This is a genomic window from Lacticaseibacillus pantheris DSM 15945 = JCM 12539 = NBRC 106106 (assembly GCF_001591865.1).
GTDB lineage: Bacteria > Bacillota > Bacilli > Lactobacillales > Lactobacillaceae > Lacticaseibacillus > Lacticaseibacillus pantheris.
In genome coordinates this window covers 1-15,839 of the sequence record NZ_BCVS01000056.1, presented here as the reverse complement: position 1 = coordinate 15,839, position 15,839 = coordinate 1, and the positions used below count along the sequence as shown (strand labels likewise).

General features: G+C 54.9%; 16 protein-coding genes. 12 read left to right on the top strand and 4 right to left on the bottom strand.

The window, feature by feature from the left end:
* The first annotated feature begins 154 nt into the window (after positions 1 to 154).
* The 11 genes from LPA02S_RS07175 to LPA02S_RS07125 all read left to right on the top strand — a co-directional run bounded on the left by LPA02S_RS07175 (position 155) and on the right by LPA02S_RS07125 (position 11,402).
* A complete protein-coding gene (locus LPA02S_RS07175) occupies positions 155 to 931 on the top strand; it encodes a TatD family hydrolase (RefSeq protein WP_054650172.1) in 777 nt (258 codons plus the stop codon).
* A complete protein-coding gene (rnmV, locus tag LPA02S_RS07170) occupies positions 931 to 1,503 on the top strand; it encodes a ribonuclease M5 (RefSeq protein WP_054650174.1) in 573 nt (190 codons plus the stop codon). Before LPA02S_RS07175 ends, rnmV begins: the two co-directional genes overlap by 1 nt.
* The gene (gene rsmA / locus LPA02S_RS07165) at positions 1,496 to 2,383 is read left to right on the top strand and encodes a 16S rRNA (adenine(1518)-N(6)/adenine(1519)-N(6))-dimethyltransferase RsmA (RefSeq protein ID WP_054650177.1); all 888 of its coding nucleotides are present in this window, start codon (positions 1,496 to 1,498) and stop codon (positions 2,381 to 2,383) included. The genes rnmV and rsmA overlap by 8 nt, the downstream gene beginning before the upstream one ends.
* A gap of 129 nt (positions 2,384 to 2,512) precedes the next feature.
* Positions 2,513 to 2,761, top strand: a complete 249-nt coding sequence (locus tag LPA02S_RS07160; RefSeq protein ID WP_054650179.1) for a Veg family protein — start codon at positions 2,513 to 2,515, stop codon at positions 2,759 to 2,761.
* 153 nt (positions 2,762 to 2,914) lie between these two features.
* Positions 2,915 to 3,637 carry an SDR family oxidoreductase gene (locus tag LPA02S_RS07155; RefSeq protein WP_054650181.1) on the top strand — a complete coding sequence of 241 codons (723 nt, stop codon included), beginning with the start codon at positions 2,915 to 2,917 and terminating at the stop codon, positions 3,635 to 3,637.
* A 560-nt stretch (positions 3,638 to 4,197) separates the two neighbouring features.
* Complete coding sequence (gene ispE / locus LPA02S_RS07150) at positions 4,198 to 5,055, top strand: 4-(cytidine 5'-diphospho)-2-C-methyl-D-erythritol kinase (RefSeq protein WP_056956817.1); 858 nt, start codon at positions 4,198 to 4,200, stop codon at positions 5,053 to 5,055.
* Between the two features lie 173 nt (positions 5,056 to 5,228).
* A complete protein-coding gene (locus LPA02S_RS07145) occupies positions 5,229 to 6,107 on the top strand; it encodes a cation diffusion facilitator family transporter (protein ID WP_056956816.1) in 879 nt (292 codons plus the stop codon).
* Positions 6,108 to 6,350: 243 nt separating this feature from the next.
* The gene (gene purR / locus LPA02S_RS07140) at positions 6,351 to 7,199 is read left to right on the top strand and encodes a pur operon repressor (RefSeq protein WP_054650183.1); all 849 of its coding nucleotides are present in this window, start codon (positions 6,351 to 6,353) and stop codon (positions 7,197 to 7,199) included.
* Entirely contained in the window at positions 7,199 to 8,434 is a 1,236-nt protein-coding gene (locus LPA02S_RS07135; RefSeq protein ID WP_082607910.1) for a VanZ family protein, read from the top strand. Before purR ends, LPA02S_RS07135 begins: the two co-directional genes overlap by 1 nt.
* A gap of 150 nt (positions 8,435 to 8,584) precedes the next feature.
* Entirely contained in the window at positions 8,585 to 9,973 is a 1,389-nt protein-coding gene (glmU, locus tag LPA02S_RS07130; RefSeq protein ID WP_054650185.1) for a bifunctional UDP-N-acetylglucosamine diphosphorylase/glucosamine-1-phosphate N-acetyltransferase GlmU, read from the top strand.
* 445 nt (positions 9,974 to 10,418) lie between these two features.
* Positions 10,419 to 11,402 (top strand): ribose-phosphate diphosphokinase, encoded by a 984-nt coding sequence (locus LPA02S_RS07125; RefSeq protein ID WP_056956815.1) that lies wholly within the window; start codon positions 10,419 to 10,421, stop codon positions 11,400 to 11,402.
* Between the two features lie 69 nt (positions 11,403 to 11,471).
* Here LPA02S_RS07125 and mscL read toward each other — a convergent pair whose 3' ends face one another.
* Positions 11,472 to 11,852 (bottom strand): large conductance mechanosensitive channel protein MscL, encoded by a 381-nt coding sequence (gene mscL / locus LPA02S_RS07120; RefSeq protein WP_054650187.1) that lies wholly within the window; start codon positions 11,850 to 11,852, stop codon positions 11,472 to 11,474.
* Positions 11,853 to 11,909: 57 nt separating this feature from the next.
* Positions 11,910 to 12,980: a YdcF family protein gene (locus tag LPA02S_RS07115; RefSeq protein WP_056956814.1), complete on the bottom strand. Its 1,071-nt coding sequence runs from the start codon at positions 12,978 to 12,980 to the stop codon at positions 11,910 to 11,912.
* A 70-nt stretch (positions 12,981 to 13,050) separates the two neighbouring features.
* Between LPA02S_RS07115 and LPA02S_RS07110 the strand changes: the two genes are divergently transcribed.
* Complete coding sequence (locus LPA02S_RS07110; RefSeq protein WP_054650189.1) at positions 13,051 to 13,512, top strand: NUDIX hydrolase; 462 nt, start codon at positions 13,051 to 13,053, stop codon at positions 13,510 to 13,512.
* Here the strand turns inward: LPA02S_RS07110 and yidA are convergent.
* Together yidA and LPA02S_RS07100 are read right to left on the bottom strand one after the other, a co-directional pair.
* A complete protein-coding gene (gene yidA / locus LPA02S_RS07105) occupies positions 13,509 to 14,321 on the bottom strand; it encodes a sugar-phosphatase (protein WP_054650191.1) in 813 nt (270 codons plus the stop codon). The two genes, LPA02S_RS07110 and yidA, sit on opposite strands and share 4 nt — an antisense overlap.
* Before the next feature lie 18 nt (positions 14,322 to 14,339).
* On the bottom strand, positions 14,340 to 15,698 hold the full coding sequence (locus LPA02S_RS07100; RefSeq protein WP_054650194.1) for an HD domain-containing protein: 1,359 nt from the start codon (positions 15,696 to 15,698) through the stop codon (positions 14,340 to 14,342).
* Positions 15,699 to 15,839: the final 141 nt, after the last annotated feature.

The window sequence follows — 15,839 nt, the reverse complement described above, 5'->3', positions numbered from 1 at the left end:
GTGGTTACCATGGAGCACCCCACGTAAGCCGTAGTTCACCGGCCCGACCAACGCTGCCGCAACCACTATCCTACCGTAGGAACACGGTATCCGTTAGTGGGGCAAATGCTGTACAATGAAAATTGTAGATGTTGCGGAAAGGAACGGAGTGACCATGCAGATTTTTGATTCACATACACACCTTAACGACGCCGCGTACGCTGGGCACGTTGACGATTTCGTCGCCTCCGCCCAGGAGCTGGACGTGACCGAGATGGCGATTGTGGGCTCCGACACCGACCTCAACGCCGGAGCCGTGCAACTTGCTGCCCGTTATCCTGGCCTGTACGCGATTGTCGGGTGGCATCCAGAATCCGCCAAGGACTACACCGACGACGCGGAACACGCGTTGCGAGCACAACTGGCACTGCCACAGACCGTGGCCATCGGTGAAATCGGGTTGGACTACCATTGGGACACCTCGCCCCGGGACGTCCAGCGCCGCGTCTTTGCCCGTCAGCTGGCCATCGCCGACGAACTCCAGCTGCCCGTGTCCATTCATAGTCGCGATGCGTTTATGGACACGTATAGTATCCTGAACCAAAGTCGCGTGCGCACATTCGGCGGCATCATGCATAGCTTTACCGGTGATGGGACTTGGGCTCGTCGCTTCTTAGAGCTGGGCATGTACGTGTCCTTTTCTGGTATCGCTAGCTTCAAGAATGCTGCGCCTGAGCACGACGCGGTACGCATCGTGCCCGATGACCGGTTGTTGGTCGAGACGGATGCGCCGTACCTGACGCCCGAGCCCTACCGCGGTCGGACCAACCAACCCGGGTATACGCGGTACGTGGTGGAGGCCATTGCGCGGTTGCGGGGGACCACACCCGAGCATATTGCGGCCGTTACCCGACGCAACGCCCACCGCGTCTTTGGTTTGGAGAATGATTGATGGTAGAACATATTAAACAAATTATTGTGGTTGAGGGTCGCGACGACACCAAGCGCCTGCGTGAGGCGTTCGGGGATGTTGACACCATTGAGACCCACGGGAGTGCGATCAACGACGCCACGCTGGCGCGGATTAAACACGCTCAGGAGACGCGTGGCGTAATCGTGTTGACCGACCCCGACTTTCAGGGACAACGAATCCGCAAAAAGATTATGGCGGCCGTACCGGATGCCCAACACGCATTCCTGCCGCGTAATCAGGCCGTACCCGAGCGCAGTGGTGGTTCATTGGGTGTGGAGCACGCCCATGCAGATGACCTGCAGGAGGTTTTGGGGCACCTGTTTACCATGAGTCCGGCCGCCCCAGAAGTTATCACCCGCGAGGATCTTTGGACAGCCGGACTTTTGAATGGCCCGGATGCTAAACGCCGCCGCGAGTTGCTGGGTGATGAGCTGAACATCGGTTACGCTAACGGTAAACAACTGGTGCGTCGCCTGCGCGCCTTTGCCATCTCAACTGAAGAATTTGCTGCGGCGCTACGTCGCGTTAACGAAAGGATCAACAATGACTGATATTCCCCGCATCGCCACGCCAGCCCGCACCCACGCGATTATGGAGCGCTTTGGTTTTCACACCAAGAAACATTTAGGCCAGAATTTTCTGACTAACCTAGACGTACTGAGCGGCATTGTTGCTGCGGCCGGAGTCGACGAACACAGCGACGTGATCGAAATTGGGCCCGGGATTGGCTCCCTGACGCAGTACCTCGCCGAAGCGGCACACCAGGTGTTGGCGCTGGAAATTGACGAGGCGCTACTGCCAGTGTTAGACGAAACCATGGCCCCTTATCCGAACGTCACCGTCGAGAATCAGGATGTTTTGACCGCCAACCTGCGGGCACTGATTGAACAACATTTTGATGGTCAGCACAGTGTCAAAGTGGTGGCTAACTTGCCGTACTACATCACGACGCCGATATTAATGCACCTGATGCAGATCGACATCGATTTTGAGTCGATCACCGTGATGATGCAGGGCGAGGTGGCCGACCGGTTGACTGCGCAGCCGGGGAGCAAGGATTACAGTAGCTTGTCGATTGCAATTCAGAACCAGATGACCGTACAGGTGGCGTTCACGGTGAACCGCCGTTCCTTTGTGCCCGCGCCAAACGTGGATTCAGCCATCATCGTTCTGCAAAGGCGGGCCGAACCACTTGCCGATGTGGACGACCAGGCCGGGTTCAACCGGTTGGTGCGCGGCAGCTTTGCCTCGCGGCGCAAAACGCTGTGGAACAATCTCCAGCAGCTGTACGGCAAAGACGCGGATACCAAGGCGGCGATGACGGCGGCGCTGGCAGACAGCGACATTGCACCCGGTTTGCGGGCGGAGCGGCTGTCGATTACCGACTTTGCACGGCTGTTCAACAGTTTACAGAAACAGCACGTCGCATAATCAGAAAAAATACAGACCAATTTTGTAATAAAACGACAGAATGCAGTCATACCGGGGACTCCCGGGCCCTTGCCACACTTGCAATTGGGGCTTATTTGTGCTATCATTCATAACCGAAGGGGTGAGCACATGCCAATAACACTTGCTAGTATCAAGAACAAACTTGACTCTAAAATCGGTGAACAGATCACCGTGGTTGCCCAGGCAGGGCGGAAGAAAGTCACCCGGCGCAACGGCATTTTGCGCGAAACTTTCCCAGCCATTTTCGTGGTGGAACTCAATCAGGAAGAAAATGACTTTGAACGGGTTTCGTACAGCTACGCGGACCTGTTGACGAAGTCAATCGAAATTTCGTTTGACGACGTTGCGACGGCATAAGCCGTAACTGCAACCGAGTCAGCAAACTCAATGATTTTACGTCACGGCAAAGGGCCGGTATCAACGTCATGTTGGTACCGGCCCTTCGTGCACACCATGATATTTAGGGTAAGATAAATAGTGGTACTGACTGTGGAATTGCTTAGGAAGGAAATGACATTGAATAATACTTTGACCGAGCGACGGGTGTTAGTGATTGGTGGCACGTCGGGTTTTGGCCGCGCGGTGGCCGGCCAAGCGCTTGAAGATGGTGCAGACGTGACCATTATTGGCCATACGCGCAGCCACCTAGACGAAACTTTGTCCCTTTTAGCTGGTGCTCACGGCGCGCTACTCGACGCGACGGACACGGCACAATTGTCTGATTGGCTGGCGACGGCGCGTGATTTTGACCACGTTGTTTCTACACTCGGCGGTGCTATGGGCGGAGGCTTTTTGGATCATACTGAACAGGAAGAGGTTGACGCGATTAGCGGAAAGTTCACGGTGGGGATGCGCGTTGCCCGTGCCGTCTTGCCCCACCTAGGGAATGGTGGGAGCCTAACGTTGACTGCAGGAGCTGGTGGCCGGCCATATAATGCTTCCGGTGCGGTTGTGGGCAACCAGGCCTTGATGACATTGGTGCAGGGCCTTGCAATTGAGGTGTCGCCGCACAAACGGGTAAACGCCGTGGCTCCGTATTGGACACCCACGGGTTTGTGGCGCGGGCTGTCGCAGGCAGAGCTTGACGTCCAGATCGCAGCGCAGGCCCGGCAGATTCCGCTAGGGCGGGTTGCTTTGCCGGAGGAGGTGGCCGACGCATACTTATTCTTGATGCGTAACCGGTTTGTGACGGGGCAAACGATTTTCGTGGACGGTGGCGTATCGGCGCTGTAAACGGTTGCGGCTGCTAGTGGCTGGTCGTACTGGCGCTCAACCTCCGCCACCACGCCAGTACGACCAACGGTAGACTGTCACCGTTAAATTCAAGGGCGCATCATAATCCAAAGCTACGATGGCAGAACGCATCTAGACGACGCTATACTGCTTGTTTGAGAGAATGGTGAAACATGTAGCAGTCAGTAATTCAACTGCAATGCACGGGTCAAATAACTAGAGACCACGAACTATCGGGAACCCGCGAGTGGACTTTGGGACGGAGGTGTCGTACCCGTAGACGTGGTTGGCACTGTAGCGGGAGGACGCGTTGGGCGACCGGTGGGCGGACCGGTCTGCCCAACGCGGCCGTCAACCAGTACCGTAGCAATCACAGCGCAGGGCACGTGAGCCGCAGCCGCAGTCCCAAAGTCCACCCGCGGGTTCGTACCCACCTACTTAAACGGGTTACGCTCCAGTTTCTGCCCGTGGGGCTCCACCCTCTCTCGCATTTTCCCCGCAACTTGCGTATACTAATGCTAACAAGTACAACAACGAACATGTAAAGACTGGTGAGGGCTATGGAGATCACCCAAAAAGCACCGGCCAAAATCAATCTCAGTCTCGACGCGCTTTACCGACACGGCGATGGCGAACATGAGTGGCGTATGGTCATGACCAGCGTCGACCTCGCGGACTACGTGTCCATCCGCCCTAGCGCCCGTAAAATTTCCGTGCGTACCGACAGCGGCTTTGTTCCTGAGGACGCCCGCAACCTGGCCTTCCAGGCCGCGCGGATTCTACGCCAAGAGGCTGGCATTAATGCCGGCGCATCAATCTACATTGAAAAACATATTCCCGTCGCGGCGGGCCTCGGCGGTGGCTCCGCGGACGCCGCAGCGGTTTTGCGCGGCCTCAACGAACTCTGGGGGCTCAACTATAGCCGTGAACGCCTCGCTGCCATCGGCCTACGCGTCGACTCCGATGTGCCGTACTGCGTCTATTCCCAAACTGCCTTAGTGACCGGTCGGGGCGAACGCGTCCAGCCACTGGGCACGCTACCGAATTTTTGGGTGGTACTGGTGAAGCCCGCCATCTCCGTTACCACCGCTAGAATTCTGAGCATGGTCGATTATCAAGACACGCTGCCCCGTCCCGATACGAATCGCGTTCTGTCTGGCATTGAGCAGTGCAACTTTGACCTGATGATTTCAGGTATGGGGAACGCCCTTGAAGCGGTGACGGCCGCGCGTTTCCCCGTCATTGAGGAGTTGCAACAACGACTAATTAAGTATGGTGCCAGCGTCGCCCAGATGAGCGGTACCGGGCCGACCGTCTTCGGCTTATGTCCGACCCGCTCGCGGGCTGAACGCGTCTACAACAGTATGCGTGGCTTCTGCAAGGAGGTGTATTTAGTGCGGCCATTAAACATGGGTTAGCACGCCCACAGTCGCTGGCAATTGTGGGCCAGCAAGAATATTGATGTTACTGAAGAATGTAAGCCGCCTTCTGGGGACGCGTTAATTTGAATGATGCAGGGGTGGGCAGTCACCAGCGTATCATTGAGATATACACCCTCCGAGGGCGCCTTGCCAAAGGGGTTGAGGAGAAGATGTCCAAAGAATCTTCACGTCCAGAGACTACCGCAAAACATTTTGCTTTAGGGACGGTATTGAATACAGGCTACACCATCATTGAATTAGTATTAGGGGCGATGGTTGGGTCGGTCGCGCTGGTCGCTGATGCGTTGCATAACCTGAGTGATGTTGTCGGGCTGTTGCTAGCGTGGGTGGCCGAACTGCTGACTCGACGCCACCCGACTTTGCGCCGGACTTATGGCCTCAAAGGCACAACGATTATGGCGGCCTTAATCAACGCGGTCATGCTCGTTGTCGCCATGGTACTGATTGTGGTCGAAGCCGTGAGCAAGTTGCAGCACCCGGCTCCCGTTGCGGGCTGGTCAGTCGTATTGATTGCCGGAGCCGGCGTGGTGGTTAACGGGGCCACCGCGCTAATGTTTGGCCGCGGTCACAAAGACCTGAACGTGCGGGGGGCCTTCCTGCACATGGCAGCCGATGCCGGGGTGTCGGTGGCCGTCGTGGTCGCCGGAATCGTCATGATGGTCACCGGCTGGCGCTGGGTGGACCCCGTCGCGTCACTGATCGTTGCGGGGGCGGTTTTGGGCCTCACTTGGGGCCTGCTCCGGGACGCTACGAATATGGCGTTGGCCGCCGTACCACGCAGTGTTAACGCCGAACGCGTTGAAGAGGTGATTGCGCGCTGTCCGAGTGTTGTTAGTTACCATGACTTGCACATATGGGCAATCAGCACGTCGGATACCGCGTTGACCGTGCACGTCCGCCGGAATACCCACGAACATAACGATGCTTTTCTGGACGAGCTTGCGGCCAGTATCCGCGAGCAGTGCGGTATTACCCACATCACCATTCAGGTAGAGTATGGTAATAATGATGGTGACAATGCTTACTAGTTAATCCAAAGTGATGGTGGTAATCAACACCAGGCAAACGCGGCGTTAGGGGTCGGCATTCCGGCCACTAACGCCGCGTTGCTGTCCGGCAATCTGCTGTGGGGGACGAAAAGTACCGTTTTTGGTAAACAAATGCGAACAATTACGATTAAATACGCTAACTCACTGGTTTAAAGACGGATATTCAGTTATAATCGAATGATAAAATACGTAAAACATTTAGAATCTAAGGAGTGAACAAGCATGAAAACCCGTCGTAGTGATCGACTGATTGATATGACCCGCTACCTGTTGGAGCGGCCCCACACCCTGGTGCCGTTGACCTTCTTTTCGCGGCGTTACGAGTCGGCTAAGTCATCTATTAGTGAGGACCTGGCCATTATTCGGCGAACGTTTAAGCAGCGTCAGACCGGTATTCTCGAGACTGTACCCGGAGCCGCTGGTGGCGTCCGTTACGTGCCCATGATTGGGCTGGACGAGGCCAACGAATTTATCGACGAGATGGCAGGTCGGCTGGCTGATAGTCAGCGACTGTTACCGGGGGGCTACGTGTACCTGAGCGATTTGCTGGGTACGCCAGACGTACTGCGCCAGATTGGCCGGTTGATTGCAACACAATACCTCGACTCGCGGGTTGATGCGGTCATGACGGTGGCCACTAAGGGGATTCCAATTGCCCAAAGCGTGAGCCAATACTTAAACGTACCGTTTGTCATCGTACGGCGGGACTCCAAAGTTACAGAGGGGTCGACGGTTTCGGTGAACTACGTTTCGGGCTCGTCCGACCGCGTGCAGAAGATGGAATTGAGCAAGCGCTCCTTACGCGCTGGCGAGGGTGTCCTAATTGTGGATGACTTCATGAAGGGCGGCGGTACCGTCAACGGTATGAAGAGCCTGATTGAGGAGTTTGATGCGGAAACAGTGGGCGTATCCGTCTTTGCAGAAGGCACGTTTAATGGCGACCACATGGTTGATGATTACACGTCGCTACTGAAGGTGGATACCGCTGACGCCAAAGATAAAAATATTCATGCGGCCGCCGGTAATTATCTGCAACGTAACGACGACCTGCTCAAGGAGTTGGGTGAGTAATGGCGTCATATTTAGGGCCGATTAAAACGGCCGTCTTCATCTTTCCCTTTCTAGCGGCGTTGCTGAGCTTGCCATTCGCAGTTTTGCAGTATCGGCGGTACGGCAGCGTTTTGTGGAGCCGCACAATCGTGCTGTTCTCGTTCGTGTTCTACATGCTGTGTGCCTATTTCCTGATCATTTTGCCACTGCCGTCCATTCATGCGGTGGCGGCGCTACAAACGCCACGGTATAACATTGTCCCGTTCACCTTTGTGCGTGAATTTGTGAAGTATTCGGGCTTTGAGTTAGGTAATTATCACACGTGGATCCAAACGCTCAAGCAGCCGTCATTCCTGCAGCCAGCGTTTAACCTGATGCTGACCGTACCATTTGGGTTCTACATGCGGTATTACTTCCGGCGTCCATGGTGGCAGGCGGTCCTGTTGACGTTTGGATTGAGCTTATTCTACGAACTCACGCAGCTGTCGGGCCTGTACTTTATCTATCCGCGGCCGTACCGGCTGTTTGATGTTGACGACCTGTTGATTAACACGACGGGGGGCCTCATCGGGTTCTGGCTCACGCCGCTGATTGCGGTGGCGTTCCCGAGTCGGGCAAAGATGGACGAGCGCAGTTACGCGCGTGCCGACCGAGTGGGCCCGTTACGCCGGCTGGTTGCTTGGGTGATTGATTACGTGATCATTGCCGGGCTGTTCGGTGTGTTGATTAGCATCGTTTTGCAACTGACTGTTTTCAAGTCACTGGCCGATAACTGGTTCATCACGAGCCTATTGCCAATGGTGTGTGTGCTGTACCTGGTGCCACTTGGGTTACACGGACAGACGTGGGGCAAGAAGCTGCTGCGGATACGCATCGTCGCGGTGGACGGCCAACCACTGACTTGGTGGCGGTTGGCGTTGCGGCAAGGACTCCTGTACGTGGTTACGCTACCGTTGTTTGGGGTATGGTTCGACGAATTGAACAACGTATTGGTTCATATCGGGGCCCGCACGCAACTTAACTTGCTGGCCCTCGGGCTGCTGAGCGCCTTCGTGCTGTTCGTAGTCTGGAACTTCTTCTGGCAAATAGTCCGGCGGCGAGAGCGCCTATTCTACGAGGCGTGGTCGGGCACGGAGCAGGTGGCGATTCGCCCTGATGCAAAGGTGGAGGGGACACCTAAACCGTCTAACACGGAACCGACCGGTCAAACCGTTGACAAGTTGGACAATCCGGATGATAAGCAAACAGCCAAATAGTCATGACGTTAGGGTTCGCCTATGGGTGGACCCTATTTTTTTGAATTTAGTTCCCGGGTCGGCGTGGGCCTATACCAATCCCGACAAAATTCGTATGTATATGCTATTATTACAGGTGCACAAGAACATTAATAAACGGGAGCGAGTTCAATGACATCAAAATTCACAATCATTTTGGCCGCGGGTAAGGGCACGCGGATGAAGAGCAAGTTACACAAGGTTTTGCACCAAATCGCTGGTAAGTCGATGGTAGACCACGTCCTCACGCAGGTGGAGCAATTGCACCCCGAAGCAGTAGTGACGGTGGTTGGTCATGACGCTGATGCTGTGAAGGCGGAGTTGGGTGACCGTACGCAGTTTGCGGAACAGAAGGAACAGTTGGGGACTGGTCACGCGGTGATGCAGGCTGAGGGCATTCTCGGTGGTCGCCGGGGTGTGACGATGATTGTGAGTGGCGATACACCTTTACTGACCGCGGACACGTTCAACAAACTGTTTGCGTACCACGCTGACAAAGGGGCTAAGGCGACGATTCTAACGGCGGCGGCACCCGATCCGACTGGCTATGGCCGCATTATCCGTGGGGAATTGGGCACGGTTCAGAAGATTGTGGAACAAAAAGATGCCAGTCCAGAAGAGGCGCAGATTAACGAAATCAATACTGGCGTCTTCTGCTTTGATAACGAGGCTTTGTTCTCGGCTTTGCACGAAGTTACCAACGACAACGCTCAGGGGGAGTACTACCTGACTGACGTGATTGAGATTTTGAAGAACCGCGGGGACGTGGTGGCAGCCTACAAGATGCCTAACTTCGATGAAAGTATGGGTGTGAATGACCGCGTGGCCCTATCGGCGGCGGCGCGCGTGATGCGCAACCGTATCAATGAGCAGCACATGCGCGATGGCGTGACGTTGATTGACCCGGAGCGGACGTACATTGACGCGGACGTCAAAATTGGCAGCGACACGGTGATTGAGCCGGGCGTGTACCTAAAGGGCAAGACGGTCATCGGTTCCGATTGCCACGTGGGGACCGGTTCGACGATTACGGACAGCACGATTGAGGATGGGGTTACCATCACGAGCTCGACGATTGAGGACAGCATCATGCGTACGGGCAGTGACATTGGTCCAAACAGCCACCTACGGCCGCAAAGCGATATTGGTGAGGGCGCCCACATTGGTAACTTCTGTGAAGTGAAGAAGGCGACGATTGGTGCGGGCACTAAGGTAGGGCACTTGACTTACGTTGGGGATGCTACTTTGGGTAAGAACATCAACGTTGGTTGTGGTGTGGTCTTCGTGAATTATGATGGCGTGAAGAAGTGGCACACGAACGTGGGCGATGAGGCGTTTATTGGGAGCAATTCCAACATTGTGGCACCGGTAGAGGTAGCGGACCACAGTTTCATTGCGGCGGGATCAACGATTACGGACGACGTGCCATTCCACGGGATGGCGATTGCGCGCGCACGGCAGACGACAAAGAAGGACTATTGGGACCGGTTGCCGCTGGCGGAGTCGGAGGAATGGAAGTAGAGAGAGCGCAGCAGGCCGTTTCAGAGGGTGGAGCAAGGCGGTTAGAAAGCAGAGTATAAGTAGTTACGGACGGGAAGCCCGCACTTGGCTTCCTGTTCGTAACTGCTTATACGTCGCTTTCTGCCTTGCGCAACCCGTTTCCATACCTGATACTAACGCGGGAGCGTAGTAGCATTACCGGGCAGTGCAGCGCAGGCCCGGTTTTGGCCTTTTGGTTAGCGTTGCTTATGCGGCGTCTTCTGGCTCACGCAGTGCAGCGTCCGCCCGCCCTCCCCCCCACACCCATTAGTTCCCACAATCACGCATCACCACCTGGTGGTGTCGTTCCAAGGAACTTTCAGAAATAATTTCATGAGAGCAAGCCGTAGCGACTTGCTTTTTATGATTAATCGTCTAGACTTAATAGGTAAGTAGAATCCGAACAAATACACATATGGAGGCCACCATGTCTGCGCATTACGCTGACCCGAAACTTAAGATTTTTGCCCTGAACTCAAACAAGCCACTGGCGGAAAAAATTGCCGCTGAAGTGGGTGTTGAGCTGGGAAAGTCGTCTGTGAACCGTTTTTCTGATGGTGAAATTCAGATTAACATCGAGGAAAGTATCCGTGGGGATGACATCTACTTGATTCAATCCACCTCGGCACCAGTGAACGACAACCTGATGGAGCTACTCATCATGATTGACGCTCTGCGCCGGGCATCGGCACACACGATTAACGTGGTGATGCCGTACTACGGATATGCACGCCAGGACCGTAAGGCGCGTAGTCGTGAACCAATTACCGCCAAGTTGGTGGCCAACATGCTAGAGCGTGCTGGTGCCGACCGGGCGCTGTTACTAGACCTACACGCGGCCCAGATTCAGGGATTCTTTGATATTCCCGTGGACCACCTGATGGGTGCACCGTTGCTGGCGGATTACTTCCTCAGCAACCACTTTGTTGGTGAGGATACCGTGGTTGTCTCGCCTGACCATGGTGGGGTGACGCGTGCCCGTAAGTTGGCCGAGTTCCTCAAGTCACCAATTGCTATCATCGATAAGCGGCGGCCACGTCCGAACGTTGCCGAGGTGATGAACATCGTGGGTAACGTCAAGGACAAGCACTGTATCATTATTGATGACATGATTGACACCGCCGGGACCATTACGTTGGCCTCCGCGGCTTTGAAAGAAGCTGGTGCCAAGTCCGTGCTGGTTTCGGCCACGCACGCCGTGTTCTCAGGTCCAGCCGTTGAACGGTTGAAGAACTCACCCATCGAACAGGTGGTTGTGACGGACTCAATCCAGCAGCCGGAAGACAAGAAGTTTGACAAGCTGGTGACCGTGTCGGTGGGCCCGCTAATCGGCCGCGCCATTAAGCACATTCACGAGAACCGTCCGGTATCACCTTTATTCCAGAACCGGTTCCGCCGGGATGCTGAGTAAAGCTATTATAATCAAAAAAGTCGCACTCCAGATTGGAATGCGGCTTTTTGATTACGCCCGGTGGTAGTGCTATTGGTTGCTTTGCTTCTGCGCCTGCAACAGGTCGCGGATCTCCTTCAGGTATGTTTCCTCCGGGGATGGGGCGGCCGGAGCGGGTTCAGCCCGATGAGTCACACGGTTAATAATTTTGACCAGTATAAATACGACGAAGGCCATAATGATGAAGTTGATGACGTCGCTAATGAACGTACCCACGGTAAACTTGGCGCTCAATAGCGTGAAGTAAATACTATCCAAGTTAGACTTGCCCATGAACAGTGATAATAATGGACTAATCAGGTTGGTGGTGAGTGACTTAACCAAGCTGGTAAAAGCACCACCAATAATGACACCAACTGCCAGGTCAATCATGTTACCCCGGCTGATAAAATCGCGAAATTCTTTCAGCATAACTTTGCCTCCTCGTATAGTTTCTTGTTGTTCAACCCTACTTCTAGTTTAGCATGCCTAGAACTTCAGGATGTGCATGGCGCCCAAAATCAGGGTGATAATGGTGTACGCGAGGGCGAGACCCATGACAATGATGTGCCGCCGCTTGTTCATCACCATGAACGCAATGTATTCGCGGATCGTGGCGTTAGGCAGGAAGTACAGCCGCGTCTTTGCACCAATACCGTTAGCGTCGATGCCGGCCATGCGTGCAAAGACGCCGGCACGTAGCAGGTGGTAATTGTTGGTGCAGAACATTGCTTGGTAGGGGCGACCTTGTTGCCGGGAGTCAATTACTTTGCGGGAGAAGCGCATGTTTTCCAAAGTGGTTTTGCTTTGGTCCTCCAGTAGGGTATCGCTCTCCGGAATTCCGTGCGCTACGGCGTAGTCACGCATGGCGCTGGCCTCGCTGACTAATTCATCACGGCCTTGCCCACCCGAAAAGATGATGGTGGGGGCAGGCTGACCAGCCGCAACTTGTTTCTGGTAGCGTTTGATGGCCACGTCGATACGGGCGCCGAGAAGCCCGGAAACGCGCTTGCCGTCGATTAATCCGGCGCCGAGTACAATTAGGTATTGTAGTGGCTTATGGGTCCGCCAGCGGTTGTACGCAACGAGTGCAGTGAGAAAGTTGAGGCCGGTGATGAATACGTAAAACCAGCAAAAATTAACGAACACGGTAATTGAATAAAATAGCCAGGACGGGAAAAATTGGCGTTCGACCGTATCGAGAATGCTTAGTACAATCAGGCCGATTGCAATTAACAGGGTGAGCATGTTGCCGAGGTTGTGCCCTTCGCGTCGCCACACTAGTAGGGCGTTCCACAAGAGCAGAACCAGGTGAAAGGCCATCAGCATGAGGAGCAATACCACCACCATCACTAAAACAATAATGGCGATGACTAGCAAGAAACGGCTATTAATCGCCATGACCATTGTGGCGGCGAAGCCTACCAGGCTGAGCAACGCGATGTTAATTACTAACCCGTTACGGAGGCGCCGGGGTTCGCTGAGGTAGCTATACGCCGCCAAGCCGCAACAACCGGCCGTAAATAGTACCGTACCAAAAATAAACCAGTTCCAGTTCATAAAAAAATCCGCCTTTCAGTCGGGAAGATAATAGATTATAATGAGAGCAAATTAGAAAGTGGTGATAAAGATGACTAACCCCGTCTTTGGGATTAAGGATCCGCAGTTACACTATGTTGAACGGCGTGGAGTGTACGCCGTGATTCCTGATGCGTCTGGGCAACGTTTGCTAATGTTGGCAGCGCCGAACGCGGCTGTTTTCCTGCCCGGTGGTGGCATCGAGTCGGGCGAATCCGATGAGGAGACGTTGCGCCGTGAATTACTGGAGGAGTTCGGCGTTGAAGTCACCATTGACGCCAAACTAGGTGCGGCTGCGGAGTATTTTTATTCCCATCACCGCAAAACGGCCTATTATCACCCGGCCACCTTCTACGCGTGTCATGGGATCAAGCAGGTCGCGCAGCCGTTGGAAAACTTTAACACGTTAATGCTGATGCCGATTAGCGTTGCGGTTGGACAGCTAAAACGGCCGACGCACCGGTGGGCCGTCACGCGCTGGCTAGAGCAGCGTGCTGACATTCATGAGGACTAGCGGAGTGCGTAACGTTCAATTGCCTGCGCCACACCGTCTTCATCGTTAGTGCCAGTAACGGCGGTGGCGCGGGCCTTCACGGTGGGGATGGCGTTGCCCATGGCGATACCGGTACCCGCGTAATCAAACATAGATAGATCATTGGCCTGGTCACCAAGTACCATCACTTCATCGGGCTGGATGTGCAAAGTTGCAGCTAGGCCAGCAAGGGCGTTCCCCTTGCTGGCCTTTTGGTTGAGAATCTCCAAAAAGTACGGTTCGCTCTGCACAATGGTGTATTCGGAGCGGATGGTCTCGCCCAGATATGCTTGTAGTTGGTCAATTTTATTAGGTGCGTCGATAAACATCACCTTTGCAAACCGCTTGTCCCGCGCAAAGTCGTCAGGGGTGCGCACGGCCAACTTGATGAAGGTGAGGCGCGCCTCCGTACGGGTCCGCTCGGAGGTCGGCGACTGCCCCGCGTACAGCATATCATCATCCTCGGCGTGGACGTCGACGCGCAGTCGTTGGCTGATGTCGTAGAAGCGCGCGTAATCACTGAGGGCCAGCTCGTGCTGCAGTAGGACGGTGCCGCTAGCACAGGTCTGCACGAGCGCACCATTATAAGCAATGGCGTAGTCAGTATCAGTGGTCATACCGAGGGGATTGAGGTACGTAGCAATGCCCGGCAGTGGCCGCCCGGTACACAGAACTACGTGTATGCCGGCCGCTTTGGCCGCCAGAATGGCTTCACGGTTGCCCCGACTAACGTTATTGTCGGTACCAAGCAGGGTGCCATCCATATCGGTTGCAATCAGCTTAATGGTCAATTCAGCTACCTCCGGTTGTTATAGCATTCCGTTAATGCGCGGGTCGATAATTTGGCCGTGAGCAAGGTACCGTTGAAACTCTCCGTACGCGGGTTGCCAGTGCTCATCGTCTTTGGGGGTCAACATGACCTTCGGGAAAAAGTAGCGTTGGTCGCCGCTGACTTTGCCGGTGATTGCGGCCACTAACGGACTCAGTGTGGATAGCTCCTCCAGAGAACCATCCAGTTGCATAATCTCGATTTGTGTCTTGGGGCTGGCGCTCGTCGGGTCATACTGGTCATAAGGCAGGTCAAAGCTGTTGTTGATGGCCGTGTAGTATTCGGGATCAAAGCCAGCATCCGCCACCGCTTTGCTCATCGCGGGTAGGAGCCCCTCAGTGCCAGTCGAAAATGGTAGGGACTTGAGTGGTCGCCGGTTCAGAAAGCGGTCGGCGAGGTCGCTGAGGATAGGGTCGGGATACCTTTGCCAGTAGTGGAAGTACGTGGTGAGCACCCCGTCGTCTAGTTGCAGGTAGTCGTCCAGCGTGAAGTCCTGGTCAAAGAAGGGAATCAGCAGTCGTGGCCGGAACTCCTTTTTGACGCTGCCGGCTTCATACAGCTCTTTGGCCCGCTTCAGGACGCCAGTCAGAACAACTTCCATGCCGCGGGATACGGGGTGGAAGTAGACCTGCTGGTACATTTGGAACCGGCTCACGATGTAATCCTCGACGGCGTGCATACCGTTGGGTTCAAAGGCGATGCCGCCAGCGTAAGGGCGCATGACGCGCAAAATGCGGGTCAGGTCAAAGAGGCCGTAGTTGGTGCCAGTATTGTACGCATCGCGCAGGAGGTAGTCCATCCGGTCGGCATCAATTTGGCTGCTGATCATCTGAACAACTTGCGGGTTAGGGTAGTGATGGTCAATGACGCTAGCCACTTGTGCAGGAAAATCAGGGCTGACGCGTCGGAGAATGGCATTGACGCGGGTGGTGGGGCTGGTAATAATTTCCCGGGTAATATCCTCGTGATTGGTATTAAAAATGTGTTCAAAGGTGTGGGAGTACGCGCCGTGTCCAATATCGTGCAGTAACGCGGCACACAGGGTGAGCAGGCGTTCTGAGTTGTCCCATAGGCCATCGTCGGGACGTTGGCTGGGATAGTTGGCGGCAAAGTTGTCGCAGATTTCTCGGGCAATCTCATAGACACCGAGGGAGTGGGTGAAGCGGGTGTGCTCGGCCCCCTGGAACACGATGCTGCTGACACCGAGCTGGTGAATGCGGCGCAGGCGCTGCATTTCGGGTGAATTGATGAGGTCCAGGATGACACGATCCTGGACGTGGATGTAATTATGTACCGGGTCGCGGAAGACCTTTTCGCGCGGTAACTTTTCGTTTGGCATGGAGTACCCCCTTGGGAATGTTTCTACTACTTTAAGTATAGCCAAAGTCGCCCGCCACGGCTACGTTTTACGAGCAACAAATAACGGAACGAAGCGCAGGCGGGGGGCGGCAGCGTCGGCCGGATCGGTGAGCTGCGGATT

Excerpts from the sequence above, each read along its gene's own strand:
- LPA02S_RS07175 (WP_054650172.1), top strand. The coding sequence starts at position 155 with ATGCAGATTTTTGATTCACATACACACCTTAACGACGCCGCGTACGCT.
- rnmV (WP_054650174.1), top strand. The coding sequence starts at position 931 with ATGGTAGAACATATTAAACAAATTATTGTGGTTGAGGGTCGCGACGAC.
- rsmA (WP_054650177.1), top strand. The coding sequence starts at position 1,496 with ATGACTGATATTCCCCGCATCGCCACGCCAGCCCGCACCCACGCGATT.
- LPA02S_RS07160 (WP_054650179.1), top strand. The coding sequence starts at position 2,513 with ATGCCAATAACACTTGCTAGTATCAAGAACAAACTTGACTCTAAAATC.
- LPA02S_RS07155 (WP_054650181.1), top strand. The coding sequence starts at position 2,915 with ATGACATTGAATAATACTTTGACCGAGCGACGGGTGTTAGTGATTGGT.
- ispE (WP_056956817.1), top strand. The coding sequence starts at position 4,198 with ATGGAGATCACCCAAAAAGCACCGGCCAAAATCAATCTCAGTCTCGAC.
- LPA02S_RS07145 (WP_056956816.1), top strand. The coding sequence starts at position 5,229 with ATGTCCAAAGAATCTTCACGTCCAGAGACTACCGCAAAACATTTTGCT.
- purR (WP_054650183.1), top strand. The coding sequence starts at position 6,351 with ATGAAAACCCGTCGTAGTGATCGACTGATTGATATGACCCGCTACCTG.
- LPA02S_RS07135 (WP_082607910.1), top strand. The coding sequence starts at position 7,199 with ATGGCGTCATATTTAGGGCCGATTAAAACGGCCGTCTTCATCTTTCCC.
- glmU (WP_054650185.1), top strand. The coding sequence starts at position 8,585 with ATGACATCAAAATTCACAATCATTTTGGCCGCGGGTAAGGGCACGCGG.
- LPA02S_RS07125 (WP_056956815.1), top strand. The coding sequence starts at position 10,419 with ATGTCTGCGCATTACGCTGACCCGAAACTTAAGATTTTTGCCCTGAAC.
- mscL (WP_054650187.1), bottom strand. The coding sequence starts at position 11,852 with ATGCTGAAAGAATTTCGCGATTTTATCAGCCGGGGTAACATGATTGAC.
- LPA02S_RS07115 (WP_056956814.1), bottom strand. The coding sequence starts at position 12,980 with ATGAACTGGAACTGGTTTATTTTTGGTACGGTACTATTTACGGCCGGT.
- LPA02S_RS07110 (WP_054650189.1), top strand. The coding sequence starts at position 13,051 with ATGACTAACCCCGTCTTTGGGATTAAGGATCCGCAGTTACACTATGTT.
- LPA02S_RS07100 (WP_054650194.1), bottom strand. The coding sequence starts at position 15,698 with ATGCCAAACGAAAAGTTACCGCGCGAAAAGGTCTTCCGCGACCCGGTA.